The organism is Streptomyces sp. Je 1-79 (assembly GCF_025195125.1).
In the GTDB taxonomy this organism is placed as follows: domain Bacteria; phylum Actinomycetota; class Actinomycetes; order Streptomycetales; family Streptomycetaceae; genus Streptomyces.
In genome coordinates this window covers 133267-146794 of the sequence record NZ_JAMGSL010000016.1, presented here as the reverse complement: position 1 = coordinate 146794, position 13528 = coordinate 133267, and the positions used below count along the sequence as shown (strand labels likewise).

The following is a 13528-nucleotide window of genomic DNA, read 5'->3' as shown; positions in this document are numbered from 1 at the left end:
TCGCCCGCTTCCTTGACCCGCCATCACCCCGGTAAGAAAGTTTCAGTCGTTGCGCGTGTGGCCGAAGGATTCTTTCAGTGGCGTGGGAGAGGGTAGGGATGACGGAGGAATCGGCAGGGGTTGCGTCGGGCCGGGGCATCGGTCGCCGGGCGTTCGGCGGTCGGCTGCTCGCCCTGGGAGGTGCGCTGATGGTCGGCTCGATCCCGGGGGTCGCCGCGGCCTCCGGGCCCCGGGGCGGGCGGACGACGCTGCGGCACGGGACCGCCGAACGGGCCGGGCTGCTTGCCGAGCACCTGGACCGGCTCGTCGCCGACGCCGAGGCGTTCCTGACGCCCTCTCCGGCCCACCCGTGGTACGCGGGAGCGGTGCTGCTCGCCGGGCGGGGCGGGACCGTCGCCCTGCACCGGCCGATCGGCACGGCCGTGCGGTACGCGGCGTACGACGAGACGACCGACACCGGCGTCGAGCTGCCGGCGGACGAGCAGATCCCGATGGCCGAGGACACGGTCTTCGACCTCGCCTCCGTCTCCAAACTCTTCACCTCGATCCTGGCGGTGCAGCAGATCGAGCGCGGAGCGCTGGAGCTGGAGGCGAAGGTCACGACCTATCTGCCGGAGTTCGGGGGCGGCGGGAAGCAGGACATTACGGTCCGTCAGCTGCTCACGCACACCTCCGGGTTCCGCGCCTGGATCCCGCTCTTCAAGGAGCCGACGCGGGAGGGGAAGCTGCGGCTGCTCTGGGCCGAGGCACCGGCGAACCCGCCCGGGACGCGTTATCTGTACTCCGATCTGAACCTGATCTCGCTCCAGCTGATCCTGGAGGAGATCACCGGTCGCACACTGGACGCACTGCTCCGAAGCGAGATCACCGCTCCACTCCGGATGCACCGCACTCGGTTCAATCCCCCGCCCTCGTGGAAGCCGAAGATCGCGGCGACCGAGGACTCCCGGCTGCCGTGGTCCGGCCTCGACCGGGGCATGGTGTGGGGCGAGGTCCACGACGAGAACGCGTTCGGCCTGGGCGGGGTCGCCGGCCACGCGGGGGTCTTCTCCTGCGCCTGGGACCTCGCCGTGCTGGCCCGCACCCTCCTCAACGGCGGGGCGTACGGCGACGCCCGGATCCTGGCCCCGGAGTCCGTGGAGCTGATGTTCACCGACTTCAACACCGACTTCCCGGGCGACGAGCACGGCCTCGGCTTCGAGCTCTACCAGCACTGGTACATGGGCGCGATGGCCACCCCGCGCACGGCGGGGCACACCGGCTTCACCGGGACGAGTCTGGTCCTGGACCCGACGACGGACGCGTTCCTCGTCGTCCTCGGCAACTCGGTCCACCCGGTCCGTTCCTGGCGTTCCGGCTCGGCGCCCCGCGTCGCCGCCGCGAACAACCTGGCACGCGCCGTCCCCGTACCCCCGGTTCGCGGCCGGACCTCTGCCGAGTTCGCGGGTGCCTTCGAGCACGGGCGACGACCCCCATGGTTCTCGGGCATGGCGAGCGCGACGACCGCCACGCTGACGCTGCCGCCGCTCCAGGGCGCGGGGCGTCTGGAGTGCGCCTTGTGGTGGGACACCGAGCCGGGCGTGGACGCCGCCGTCCTGGAGGCGTCCGAGGACGGCGGGGCGACGTGGAGCCCGGTGCCGTTCACCACCGTACGGAGGGGACAGGAGCCCCAGGAGCGTCCGACGGGCTCGGTCAGCGGCTGGTCGGGGCGCGTCTGGCACGCGGCGGCGGCCGATCTGACCGCGTGGGGATCCACCTCCGTACGCGTGCGGTGGCGGTACACGACGGACCGGCTCTACGTCGGGCGGGGGGTGTACGTCGACGGCCTGCGGGTCCTCGGCACCACGGGCCGCCCCCTCTTCGACGACGCACGCCCGGCGGACGCGCCCCGGATCGAGGCCGTGGGCTGGGCCAGGTCGGCGGACTGAACCGCAGGCCGTGGGCTGGGCCAGGTCGGCGGACTGACCCTCAGGGGGCCGGGCCAGGTCGGCGGACTGAACCGGCCGGCGGCCGGGGCCCTCAGCGGGCCGGTTCCGCGGCCTCTCGGAGGGCCGCCAGGACCGGGCTGATCAGCGGGTGGTCCTCGGCACCCCTGCGTACGGCCGCGAAAACGCGGCGTGTGGGCGCCACGCCGTCCACCGGCCGGATCACCACCTCGTCGAGCGCCGTCCCGCGCAACGCCGAGCGCGGGACGAGCGCGACACCCGCGCCCGCGGCGGCGAGGGCGACCACGGCCCGGAAGTCGTCGGACGAGTGCTCCAGACGGGGAGCGAAGCCGGCGTACTCGCAGGCCAGGACGGTCACGTCGTGGCAGGGGTTGCCGGCGGACTGACCGATCCAGGCGTCCTTGGCGAGATCGGCCAGGGCCACCTGCTCGCCGAGGGCGAGCGGGTGCCCGAGCGGCAGCACGGCGTCGAAGGGCTCCGCGTACAGCGGGACGCGGGTGAGCCGGGCGTCGTCCTCGCCGGGCGCGCCGCGGTACTCGACGGCCACGGCGACGTCGACCTGCCGGTCCAGGACCATGAGCAGGCTCTCGTCGCCCTCCGCGTCCCGTACCCGCACGCGGATACCGGGCGCGGTGCGGGCGAGGCCGCTGATGGCGGGGGCGACGACCAGGCCGATACCGGTGGCGAAGGCCGCGACCGTGACCGTGCCGGCCTCGCCCGAACCGTAGGCCGCGAGCTCCGACTCGGCACGCTCCAGCTGGGCGAGGACCGCGTTGGCGTGGCTCAGCAGGATCTCGCCCGCCGGGGTGAGCCGCGCCCCGCGGGCATTGCGCTCGACGAGCCGGTGGCCGGTCTCCTGCTCCAGGGCGGCGAGCTGCTGGGAGACGGCGGAGGGGGTGAGGTAGAGCGCGGCGGCAGCCGCCGTGACCGTACGGTGGTCGGCCACCGCCCGGAGGATGTGCAGCCGCCGCGCTTCGATCATGCCCCTAGTCTCGCAGGGCGGCGCGCGCGTCGACGAACGCGTCCACAGCCCGGTTCACATCATCGGACGAATGCGCCGCCGAGAGCTGGACGCGGATCCGCGCCTGGCCCTGCGGGACGACGGGGTACGAGAAGCCGATCACGTACACGCCGCGCTCCAGGAGCAGCTCCGCCATGCGGCCGGCCTCGGACGCGTCGCCGATCATGACGGGCGCGATGGCGTGGTCGCCGGGGAGGATGTCGAAGCCCTCCGCGGTCATCCGGGTGCGGAAGAGCTCGGTGTTGGCGCGCAGCCGTTCGCGCAGGTCACCGGCCGACTCCAGCAGGTCGATGACCTTGAGGGAGGCGGCGGCGATGACCGGGGCGAGGGTGTTCGAGAAGAGGTACGGGCGGGAGCGCTGGCGCAGCAGGGCGACGATCTCGGCGCGGGCGGCGACGTAGCCGCCGGAGGCGCCGCCGAGTGCCTTGCCGAGGGTGCCGGTGATGATGTCGACGCGGTCCATGACGCCGTGCAGCTCGGGGGTGCCGCGGCCGCCGGGGCCGACGAAGCCGACGGCGTGGGAGTCGTCGACCATCACCATGGCGTCGTAGCGCTCGGCCAGGTCGCAGATCTCGCCGAGCGGGGCGACGTAGCCGTCCATGGAGAAGACGCCGTCGGTGACGACCAGCTTGCGCCGCGCGCCGCCCTCCGTGGCCTCCTTGAGCTGCTGCTCCAGGTCGGCCATGTCGCGGTTGGCGTAGCGGAAGCGCCGGGCCTTGGAGAGGCGGATGCCGTCGATGATGGAGGCGTGGTTGAGGGCGTCGGAGATGACCGCGTCCTCCGGGCCGAGCAGCGTCTCGAAGACGCCGCCGTTGGCGTCGAAGCAGGAGGAGTAGAGGATCGTGTCCTCCTGGCCGAGGAAGGAGGACAGGCGGGCCTCCAGCTCCTTGTGCACCTCCTGCGTACCGCAGATGAAGCGGACGGACGCCATGCCGTAGCCCCAGCGGTCGAGCGCCTCGTGGGCGGCGGCGATCACTTCGGGGTGGTCGGCGAGCCCGAGGTAGTTGTTGGCGCAGAAGTTGAGCACCTCGCCGGGCTGACCGCCGGCGGTGACCGCGACCGTCGCGGACTGGGGCGTGCCGATCACGCGCTCGGGCTTGTGCAGCCCGGCGGCGCGGATCTCGTCGAGGGTGGTACGGAGGTCGTCACGTACGGAATCGAACATGCTTCGGTCCTTTGAGGGGATCGGGCGAGAGGGGATCGGAGGGAGGAAGATCCGCCGAGAGGGGTCGACGAGGGAGCGTCAGACGGTCCAGTCGAGGATGATCTTGCCGCCCTTGCCGGACGCGGCGTCGTCGAAGGCGGCCTCGAAGTCGGTGTACGCGTAGCGGCCGGTGATCACCGGGGCGAGGTCCAGGCCGCCCTCCAGGAGGACGGACATCGCGTACCAGGTCTCGAACATCTCGCGCCCGTAGATGCCCTTGATCGTGATCATGGAGGTGACGATCTTCGCCCAGTCGACGGCGAAGTCCTCCGCGGGCAGACCGAGCATGGCGATCTTGCCGCCGTTGGTCATGTTCGCGATCATGTCGCGCATCGCGCGCGGGTTGCCGGACATCTCCAGGCCGACGTCGAAGCCCTCCTTGAGGCCGAGCGTGCGCTGGCCGTCGGCGATCGTCTGCTCGGCGACGTTCAGCGCGAGCGAGACGCCCGCCTTGCGGGCCAGGGCGAGGCGCTCCTCGCTGACGTCGGTGATGACGACGTTGCGCGCGCCGGCGTGCTTCGCCACCGCGGCCGCCATGATGCCGATCGGACCCGCGCCGGTGACGAGGACGTCCTCGCCGACCAGCGGGAAGGAGAGCGCCGTGTGCACGGCGTTGCCGAAGGGGTCGAAGATCGCGGCGACGTCGAGGTCGACGGGGACGCGGTGCACCCAGACGTTCGACGCGGGCAGGGCGACGTACTCGGCGAAGGCACCGTCGCGGCCGACACCGAGGCCGACGGTGGCGCGGCAGAGGTGGCGCCGGCCGGCCAGACAGTTGCGGCACTTCCCGCAGACGAGGTGGCCCTCGCCACTGACCAGGTCGCCGACGGCGATGTCCACGACGTCACGGCCCGTCTCGACGACCTCGCCGACGAACTCGTGGCCGAGGGTCAGCGGCGTGGCGATGGTCTTCTGCGCCCAGCCGTCCCAGGAGCGGATGTGCAGGTCGGTCCCGCAGATACCGGTCCGCTTGACCTTGATCAGTACGTCTCCGGTGCCGATCTCCGGCTCGGGTACGTCCATGAGCCAGAGTCCCGGCTCCGCGTTCTGCTTGACCAGTGCCTTCAATGCCATGGCTCCCGACGTGCGTGTCCTGTGACCTTCGGGGTCCGGGCGCGGGTTCGCGCCCAAGATCCCCGAAGGAAATCTTCCGTACGTCAGGCTCCCGGTCCATCGAGGTTTTCTTAAGCACCGCCACAGGTGAGCTTCACGCCGTCGGCCGGCGCGGTCGGGACAGCGGCGGTCGCGACCGGGCGGCGTCAGCGTCCGAGGGCCGCCATCGCCGCGTTGTGGCCGGGGATTCCGCTCACTCCGCCGCCCCTGACGGCGCCCGCGCCGCAGAGCAGGACGTTGGCGTGGCCGGTCTCGACGCCCCAGCGGCCGGTGCCCTCGTCCCCGTGGGGGAAGGAGAGGTCGCGGTGGAAGATGTGACCGCCGGGCAGCCGCAGGTCGCGTTCGAGGTCGAGCGGGGTCTTCGCCTCGATGCAGGGCCTGCCCTCGGCGTCGAGGGCGAGACAGTCGGCGAGCGGCTCGTCGAGGACGGCGTCGAGTTCCGCGAGGGTCGCCTTGAGGAGGGCGGCGCGGGCGGTGTCGTTGTCGGCGGCGAACAGCCGGGCGGGGGTGTGCAGTCCGAAGAGCGTGAGGGTCTGGTACCCGCTTCCGGCGAGCTCGGGGCCGAGGATGCTGGGGTCGGTCAGCGAGTGGCAGTAGATCTCGGACGGCGGCGCACTCGGCAGCCGGCCCGCGGCGGCCTCGGCGTACGCGGTGGCCAACTGGCCGTATCCCTCCGCGATGTGGAAGGTGCCGGCGAAGGCCTCGCGCGGGTCGACGGAACGGTCCCGGAGCCTCGGAAGCCGGGTGAGGAGCATGTTGACCTTGAGCTGGGCCCCTTCGGCCGGCGCGGGGGGCGTCTCACCGAGAAGAGCGGCGAGGGCCTGGGGCGAGGCGTTCACGAGTGCGTGCTCCGCCGCGACCACGCCCTCCCCCTCCGCCGTGCGGTAGGTGATCTCGGCGCGGGTGCCGTCGGTCTCGATCCGCACGGCCTCGTGGCCGGTGCGGATCTCCGCGCCCGCGGCGCGGGCGGCGTCCGCGAGGGCGTCGGTGAGGGCGCCCATGCCGCCGACGGGGACGTCCCAGTCGCCGGTGCCGCCGCCGATGACGTGGTAGAGGAAGCAGCGGTTCTGGAGCAGTGAGGGGTCGTGGGCGTCGGCGAAGGTGCCGATCAGGGCGTCGGTCAGCACCACGCCCCGGACGAGGTCGTCGGCGAAGTTCTCCTCGACGGCGGCGCCGATCGGCTCCTCGAACAGCATCCGCCAGGCCGTCTCGTCGGCCACGCGGGCGCGCAGTTCCTCGCGGGACGGGAGCGGCTCCGTCAGGGTGGGAAAGACACGCCCGGCCACCTCTCCCGTACGGCCGTAGAAGGCCTGCCACGCCTCGTACTCGCGGTCGGAGCCGGTGAGCGCCGCGAAGGAGGCGCGGGTGCGGTCGGCGCCGCCGCCGACCAGGAGGCCGGTGTCGCCCTTCGGGGTGTACGAGGAGATGGACCGTTTCCGCACGGCGAACCGCAGCCCCAGCTCGCGCACGATCTTCGGCGGCAGGAGCGAGACGAGGTAGGAGTACCGGGAGAGCCGGGCGTCGACCCCGTCGAAGGGCCGGGTGGACACGGCGGCGCCACCGGTGGAGCCGAGCCGTTCCAGGACGAGGACGTTGCGTCCGGCGCGGGCCAGGTAGGCGGCGGCGACCAGTCCGTTGTGGCCACCACCGACGATGACGGCGTCGTACGAGCGCTGTGCGGTCATGTCTCTTGCTAACACGCGAAGATCGCCCACGGAACCCCGCGACGTCGGCGCTTTTCGGCGCGGGGCCCCGTCCGGCGCGTGCCCGGGTGCTCTGTCTAGGCTCCGTCGTCGCCGCGCAGGGCGGCGACTCGGCGGTACAGCTCGACGGCCTCCGTGTGCCGCCCGAGGCGTTCGAGGCAGTGGGCCTCGTCGTGGCGGCTGGAGAGAGTGTCGGGGTGGTCGTCTCCGAGGGCACGCGCGCGTGCCTCGGCGACCTGGTGGTAGACCACGAGCGCGTCGGACCAGCGGGCGAGCCAGCCGAGGCCGACGGCGATCTCGCGTCGGCTGACCAGGGTGTCCGGGTGATCGTCGCCGAGGACGCGCTCGCGGATCGAGCACACGTCACGGGCCTCCTCCACGGCCTCCTCCCAGCGGGAGAGGCGCCCGAGGTTCACGCCGAGGCCGTGGCGCGCGCGCAGGGTCTCGGGATCGTCGGGGCCGAGAACCCGGGTACGGGCGTCGACCAGCTCGCGGTAGAGCTCCAGCGCCTCGGTGCTCCGGTCGAGCCTGCCCAGACAGATGCCCACCTCGTAGCGGGCGGCGAGGGTGTCGGGATGGTCGGGTCCGAGGACGGTGCCGCGCGCCGTGGCGACCTCGCGATAGGTGGCGAGCGCCTCCGTCCAGCGGCCCAACTGGCCCAGGGTGTACGCCACTTCGTACCGCGTCACCAGAGTGTCGGGATGCTCGTCGCCGAGCAGCCGGGCGCGCGCCCCGGCGACCTCGGTGGCCATCCGGTACGACTCGTCCAGGCGTCCCAGCCGGCCCAGGTTGAAGGCCAGGTTGTGGCGGCAGCGCAGGGTGTCGGGATGTTCGGGGCCCATGATGCGCTCCCGCGAGTCGAGCACCGCCGCGTACACCTGGTGCGCCTCCGCGTGTCGCCCGAGCCGGCCGAGGACGTACGCCGTCTCCTGGCGCGCGGCCAGGGTGTCGGGATGGTCCGCCCCGAGGACCCGCTCGCGCGCGTCGGCCACGCGGCCGAACTCGCGCAGGGCGTCGGCGGGGCGGGAGAGCCTGCTGAGCGTGAACCCGAGTTCGTACCGGCTGGCGAGCGTGTCGGGGTGCTCCGGGCCGAGGGCGACGCCCCGGCCCGCGACGACGGACCGGTGCACGTCCTCCGCCTCGTCCCAACGGCCGAGCCGGCCGAGGCTGAGACCCGCCCTGTGCCGGCTGGCGAGCACGGCGAGGAGCTCCTGTGCCGGAGCGGGACCTTCCGGGCGGTCCGCGGACGGCTGCGGAACGACGCGCGACGGGGTCGTCCACTCCCCCGTGAGCTCGGCGGCCGGGTCGTACGCCACGGTGCGCAGCGCGATGGAATCGGCGGTGACGCGGTGCCCGGTGGTCATCCCCCGTGCCCAGGAGGGCAGCCGGCGCGGGGTCGCCGCATCGGGCCCGGGGGCGGGGAGGGCCGCGGGCGCGCGTCCGGTGTGTCCGATATGTCCGTGCACGGAGGGGCCGTGGTTGGTATGTCCGACGTGTCCGTGTGCGGAGGGCCCGTGTCCATGCGCGGCGGGTCCATGTCCGGGGGCCGTGCGGGCCGAGACGATCCTGCGGCGCAGGTCGCCCGCGTCGGTGGGCCGCCCGTCGGGCGTCTTGGCGAGCAGGTCGAGGACGATCCGCTCCAGGTAGTCGGGCAGCTCGGCACGGTGCGTCCGCAGGGGTTCGGGCGGGGTGTCGCGGTGGCCGACCAGGACGGCCCAGGCGTCGTCCAGGTCGAAGGGAGGGGCTCCGGTGGCGATCTCGTACAGCACGCACCCCAGCGAGTACAGGTCGCTGCGGTGGTCGATGTCGCCGCCGCTGATCTGCTCCGGCGACATGTAGTGCGGGGTGCCCATGGCGATGCCCGTGCCGGTGAGCTTGGAGGTGAAACCGATGTCGGCGCCCAGGCGCGCTATCCCGAAGTCGCAGATCTTCACGGCGCCGTCGCCGAGCCGCATGATGTTGGCGGGCTTGAGGTCGCGGTGGACGATGCCCTGGCGGTGGGTGTAGGCGAGCGCGTCGGCGACCTGTTCGGCGATGTCCACGACGTCCTGCACCGGCAGCGGGTGCTGCTTGTTCTCCTCCAGGAGCTGGCTGAGGTTGTGCCCCTCCAGCAGCTCCATGACGAGGAAGAGCACCCCGTCGTACTCCCCGAAGTCGTGGACGACGGTGACCCCGCGGTGCTGGAGCGAGGCGGCGACCCGGGCCTCGCGCCGGAACCGTTCCCGCAGCACCGTCAGGGAGTGCGGGTCCCGCTGCTGCGGTCCCAGCGGCTTGAGGCACTTGACCGCCACCCTGCGGCCGAGCGACTCGTCAGTGGCGCGCCACACCTCGCCCATACCGCCGCGCCCGATCACGTCGTGCAGCCGGTACCGGCCCTGGATCAGCCTGGTCTCCGCCATCGCGTGCTGTCGCCCCCGTCGATTCGCTGCGCCCTCCCCGGCCCGTCCAGTATGGCCGCCTTGCTGCGGAGTTTGTACGGTGCGGGGCGTGCGTCGGGGCCCAGCCGGGCCATCGCGTTCAAGATGTGACCTGGCGGCAGCCGCCAACGGAGCCTGGCGGGGACGGAGCGCAGCAGGTTGGCGGCCGCGGTCAGCCGAAACGTGACGGTGTCGGGCGGCGGCGCGGGCCGGCCGTAGAGCTCGTGGGCGTAGAGGGGCAGGGAGTCGTACGCGAGTGATGCCACGCGCCGCCAGACGATCTCGCGCGCCGGGACGAGGGCGCGACTGACGGGCGGGCGGCGCAGGAAGGTGTCGACGGTGCGGGCGTCCTCGCCGGCGGCGAGGACGGGGCGTACGGCTTCGAAGTAGGAGGCGAGTTCGTCGGCGGTGGCGGGCACGGTGCGCGGGTCGAGTCCGACGAGCCGGGCGGAGACGCGGTGTTCGTCGATGTAGCGGTCGGCCTGGGCGTCGGTGAGGGGGATGCCGGAGCGGCGCGCGACCGAGAGGTACGAGTCGACCTCGGCGCAGTGCACCCAGAGGAGGAGCTCGGGGTCGTCGACGCCGAGCAGCCGGTGGATCTTCCGCACGCGGGCGCCGGCCGCCTCCGCGGCGTCGGTGGTGCCGTAGCTGATCGTGCCGACGAAGTTCGCGGTCCGCAGGAGCCGGCCCCAGGCGTCGTTCCTGAAGTCACTGTTGATCATCACCCCGCGTACCGCGACGGGGTGCAGGGCCTGTAGATACAGGGCGCGGACCCCGGCGATCCACATCACCGGGTCGCCGTGCAGCTGCCAGGTGACGGAGTCGGGGCCGAAGAGTCCGGGGTCGGCGTCCTGCCTCATACCGTTCAGGTTACGGGTGTTGGCGCCAGATCGTCTGCGGAGAGTCGAATCCGGACCGGCGCGCGTGGCTCAGCCGCGGACTTCGGGGTCGTCGGCCCAGGTGATGGAGTCGATGAGCCAGTCGCCGGTGGCCGTCCTCGTCAGCCGGGTGTGTTTGCGTCCCCAGGCCCGGAAGGGGGTGCCCTCGCGGATGCCGTGCTTGTAATAGAGCGAGCTCCGCAGGGCGCGGTCGGCGCCGACGACGGCCGAGAACTGGACCTCGAACTCCTCGAAGTCGGTCAACTCGGTTCCGTTCAGGTATTCCTGACGAGGGACCAGGAACTCGTCGACGTCCATCCGCGTGACCTGGCCGTCCGTCGCCACGTACTCGATCACGGCGTCGGGCGAGAGGACCGCCCGGGCCGCGTCCAGGGTGACCGCCCCTCCGGACCGGCGGGTGAACGCGGAGAGGAAGGCGCCGACCGCCGTGTCGACGGCCCGTTCGTCCGCGGAGCGCGGCGGAGTCCTGCGCCACTCGTGGGCGAGCACGGCGAACACCGAATCGCTGCACCAGGCGTTCTTGAGGAACGTGCCGTCGCGGAGGACGGACTCGTGGCGCATGCCGATACGGCGCATGAGCGCGGCGGACGCCAGGTTGCGGATGTCGCAGATCCCTGTCACGCGGCGCCAGCCGAAGGCCTCGAAGGCGATGTCGAGCGCGCCGGAGACGGCCTCGGTGGCGATGCCCGTGCCGTGCACGTCCGGGTGGAAGGCGAACCCCACCTGTCCGGTGGCCGGCTCGTCGGGCTCGCGGCGGAGCAGCACCTCGCCGACGACCCGGCCGGACTCGTCCTCCACGGCCAGGTCGAGCCAGTCACCGGGGTGGGCGAGCGCCTCCTGGTCGAGGGCGCGCTCGATGGTCCTGGCGGTCGCCTCCCGGGTGTGCGGCTCGTGCGGCAGATAGAGCGCGACCTCGGGCAACGAGCGGTGGGCGTGGATGGCTTCGAGATCGTCCCGGCGTACGGGACGCAGGCTCAGCCGCTTCGTTCGCACCGGGTACGACGGGTGTACGGGCGCACCCTCGGCGGCCGCGTCGGCCGCGTCCGTCCGGTCGGCGGGGTGGGCCGCGTCCGCCGGACCGCCGAGGTGGGCCGGCCGGGAGGGGTCGGGTACGTCCGTCATGGGGTCTCCATTCATACGGTGAACTGCACAGTGTGCCGTGAACGGTGAGAGCCGGCCGACGGCAGGGCGGGTGCGGTGGCGGGCGCGCGGGCGACGGCAGGGCGGGCGCGCGGGCAAGGGCAGGGCGGGTGCGATGGCGGGCGGCCGAAAGCGTCGGATCGACGGTCGCGGCCTCCGTCTTCAGCGGCCCGCCGTGCGGGCGCGGTCCCAGGCCCAGGCCGCTATGCCGACGCGGTTGCGGGCTCCGACCTTGCGCTGGATCGTGGCGAGGTGGTTCTTCACCGTCCCGGGCGTGATGAACAGGGCCGCGCCGATCTCGGCGTTGGTGGCGCCGTCGCCCACGAGTCCGGCGATCTCGCTCTCGCGGGCGGTCAGCGCCTCCAGCCCGCCAGGCGCGCGGGTTCCCGCCGGCGCAGGCCGATGCGGGACCGGGAGCTGCGACTGGGCAGGTGGCTCGGGTTGAGCCTGGGGCTGTGGCTGGGGCTGTGGCTGGGGCTGCGGCTGGGGCTGTGGCTGTGGCTGGGAGAGCTGTCGTAGCAGCCGTACGGTGATCTGCGGGCTGATCAGTGCGTCCCCGGCGACCGCAGCCCGTACCGCCTCCGCCAGCAGGGCCGGACCGGACCGTTTCAGCAGGAAGCCCGCGGCCCCGGCCCGCAGCGCCGTGTGCACGTACTCGTCCAGGTCGAACGTGGTCACCACGACCACCCGGAACTCCTCGCCCAGCCGCCTGGTCAGCTCAAGGCCGTCCAGCCGCGGCATCCGGATGTCCGCGAGGACGACGTCCGGCCGCAGGCGCGCGGCCAGTTCGAGTGCCTCCATGCCGTCGGCCGCGGCGCCGACGACCTCGATGTCCGGCTGGGCGCCCAGGATGATCGCGTACGCGCTGCGGATCGCCTCGTCGTCGTCGGCCAGCAGAACCTTGATGCTCATCGGCCCTCCAGGGGCATCGTGGCGGCGACCCGCCAGCCGCCGTCGGTCCGGGCGGCGGTGAGAGTGCCGCTCAGCGCCTCCACCCTGGCCGCGAGGCCGGCCAGCCCGCTGCCGCCGCCCCGGCGTGATCCGGTCGCCCGGTCGCCCGGCCCGTCGTCGTCCACCGTGACGTACAGCCGGCCGTCGGCGCTGCACACCCGTACCGTCACGGCGCGCGCGGCGGGCGCGTGGCGGCGCACGTTGGTCAGCGCCTCCACGACGATCCGGTACGCCGTCGCCGCCACCTCGCGCGGCACCTGCGCCCCCTCCGGAAGGGGCTCCAGACGCACGTCGGCCTCGCCCGACTCATCGAACCGCCGTATCAGGGTGGCGAGTTCGCCGAGGCCCGGCTGTGGCACCCGCTCCACGCCCTGGTTCTCCTCGGGAGTCCGGAGCAGATGGACGGTGCGGTCGAGCGAGCCGAGCGCCTGTTGCCCGGCCTGCTCGATCCGTTCGAAGAGCGCGGCCGCCCGCGACGGGTCGGAGGTCGCCAGGACGGTGCCCGCCTGCGCCAGCGCGACCATGCCGCTGACGTCGTGTGCCACGAAGTCGTGGAGGTCGTGGGCGAGTTCGAGCCGCTGGGCGCGACGGGCGGCAGCCACCGAGCGGCGCCGGGAGGTGTCGAGGCCGCGCAGGTACAGTCCGGCCAGCGCCGCCGGTACGACGAGGACCGCGCCGAACCCGGCGAAGGTCAGCAGGTCTCCCGGCTCGTCGAGCGCCTCGAAGCGGGCCGGCCAGAGCGCCACGCCGAGTCCGGCGGTGCCGGCCGCGACCGGCCCGGTCCACCCGCGGCCGCCGCGCAGCGCGACCGCCACCAGCGCCAGCAGCACGCCCAGTTCGACCAGCCCCAGCAGTGCGGGCCATCGGTCCGTCTCCGCCAGCCGGCCGAAGACCCAGGTACCGGCGGTGACCGTCAGCGACACCACCCCGGCCGCGCCCGCCGCGGTTGCCGTCCCGGCCGCCCCCGTCGTCCCGCGCCGTCGCCGCACCACCAGGCCGAGCACCGCGGCGCCCGGCACGACCGCGGCCACGACCATCCGCCCGATCACCATGTCCCCCACATGCGCCCCACCCTATGGTTCGCCGTGGGCGGCCGCCTGTGCCGATCGGCACATGGCGAACCCGGTCCGAGCG

At 73.1% G+C, this 13528-nt stretch carries 10 protein-coding genes; 1 reads left to right on the top strand and 9 read right to left on the bottom strand.

What is annotated here, in order from left to right:
- Positions 1 to 98: 98 nt before the first annotated feature.
- Positions 99 to 1928 carry a serine hydrolase gene (locus M5362_RS28845; protein ID WP_260230740.1) on the top strand — a complete coding sequence of 610 codons (1830 nt, stop codon included), beginning with the start codon at positions 99 to 101 and terminating at the stop codon, positions 1926 to 1928.
- 91 nt (positions 1929 to 2019) lie between these two features.
- Here M5362_RS28845 and M5362_RS28840 read toward each other — a convergent pair whose 3' ends face one another.
- From M5362_RS28840 to M5362_RS28800, 9 genes are all read right to left on the bottom strand, one after another.
- On the bottom strand, positions 2020 to 2928 hold the full coding sequence (locus M5362_RS28840; protein ID WP_260230739.1) for a LysR family transcriptional regulator: 909 nt from the start codon (positions 2926 to 2928) through the stop codon (positions 2020 to 2022).
- 4 nt (positions 2929 to 2932) lie between these two features.
- Positions 2933 to 4132, bottom strand: a complete 1200-nt coding sequence (locus tag M5362_RS28835) for a glycine C-acetyltransferase (RefSeq protein WP_260230738.1) — start codon at positions 4130 to 4132, stop codon at positions 2933 to 2935.
- A gap of 78 nt (positions 4133 to 4210) precedes the next feature.
- On the bottom strand, positions 4211 to 5239 hold the full coding sequence (gene tdh, locus M5362_RS28830) for an L-threonine 3-dehydrogenase (protein WP_260230775.1): 1029 nt from the start codon (positions 5237 to 5239) through the stop codon (positions 4211 to 4213).
- A 191-nt stretch (positions 5240 to 5430) separates the two neighbouring features.
- A complete protein-coding gene (locus tag M5362_RS28825) occupies positions 5431 to 6969 on the bottom strand; it encodes an NAD(P)/FAD-dependent oxidoreductase (RefSeq protein WP_260230737.1) in 1539 nt (512 codons plus the stop codon).
- Between the two features lie 95 nt (positions 6970 to 7064).
- The gene (locus tag M5362_RS28820) at positions 7065 to 9386 is read right to left on the bottom strand and encodes a serine/threonine-protein kinase (protein ID WP_260230735.1); all 2322 of its coding nucleotides are present in this window, start codon (positions 9384 to 9386) and stop codon (positions 7065 to 7067) included.
- A complete protein-coding gene (locus M5362_RS28815) occupies positions 9368 to 10264 on the bottom strand; it encodes an oxygenase MpaB family protein (RefSeq protein ID WP_260230734.1) in 897 nt (298 codons plus the stop codon). Before M5362_RS28815 ends, M5362_RS28820 begins: the two co-directional genes overlap by 19 nt.
- A 69-nt stretch (positions 10265 to 10333) precedes the next feature.
- Positions 10334 to 11425 (bottom strand): GNAT family N-acetyltransferase, encoded by a 1092-nt coding sequence (locus tag M5362_RS28810; RefSeq protein WP_260230733.1) that lies wholly within the window; start codon positions 11423 to 11425, stop codon positions 10334 to 10336.
- A 180-nt stretch (positions 11426 to 11605) separates the two neighbouring features.
- Positions 11606 to 12355, bottom strand: coding sequence for a response regulator transcription factor (locus tag M5362_RS28805; protein ID WP_260230732.1), 750 nt, complete (start codon positions 12353 to 12355; stop codon positions 11606 to 11608).
- The gene (locus tag M5362_RS28800; protein ID WP_260230774.1) at positions 12352 to 13446 is read right to left on the bottom strand and encodes a sensor histidine kinase; all 1095 of its coding nucleotides are present in this window, start codon (positions 13444 to 13446) and stop codon (positions 12352 to 12354) included. The genes M5362_RS28805 and M5362_RS28800 overlap by 4 nt, the downstream gene beginning before the upstream one ends.
- Positions 13447 to 13528: the final 82 nt, after the last annotated feature.

Excerpts from the sequence above, each read along its gene's own strand:
- M5362_RS28845 (WP_260230740.1), top strand. The coding sequence starts at position 99 with ATGACGGAGGAATCGGCAGGGGTTGCGTCGGGCCGGGGCATCGGTCGC.
- M5362_RS28840 (WP_260230739.1), bottom strand. The coding sequence starts at position 2,928 with ATGATCGAAGCGCGGCGGCTGCACATCCTCCGGGCGGTGGCCGACCAC.
- M5362_RS28835 (WP_260230738.1), bottom strand. The coding sequence starts at position 4,132 with ATGTTCGATTCCGTACGTGACGACCTCCGTACCACCCTCGACGAGATC.
- M5362_RS28825 (WP_260230737.1), bottom strand. The coding sequence starts at position 6,969 with ATGACCGCACAGCGCTCGTACGACGCCGTCATCGTCGGTGGTGGCCAC.
- M5362_RS28820 (WP_260230735.1), bottom strand. The coding sequence starts at position 9,386 with ATGGCGGAGACCAGGCTGATCCAGGGCCGGTACCGGCTGCACGACGTG.
- M5362_RS28815 (WP_260230734.1), bottom strand. The coding sequence starts at position 10,264 with ATGAGGCAGGACGCCGACCCCGGACTCTTCGGCCCCGACTCCGTCACC.
- M5362_RS28810 (WP_260230733.1), bottom strand. The coding sequence starts at position 11,425 with ATGACGGACGTACCCGACCCCTCCCGGCCGGCCCACCTCGGCGGTCCG.
- M5362_RS28805 (WP_260230732.1), bottom strand. The coding sequence starts at position 12,355 with ATGAGCATCAAGGTTCTGCTGGCCGACGACGACGAGGCGATCCGCAGC.
- M5362_RS28800 (WP_260230774.1), bottom strand. The coding sequence starts at position 13,446 with ATGGTGATCGGGCGGATGGTCGTGGCCGCGGTCGTGCCGGGCGCCGCG.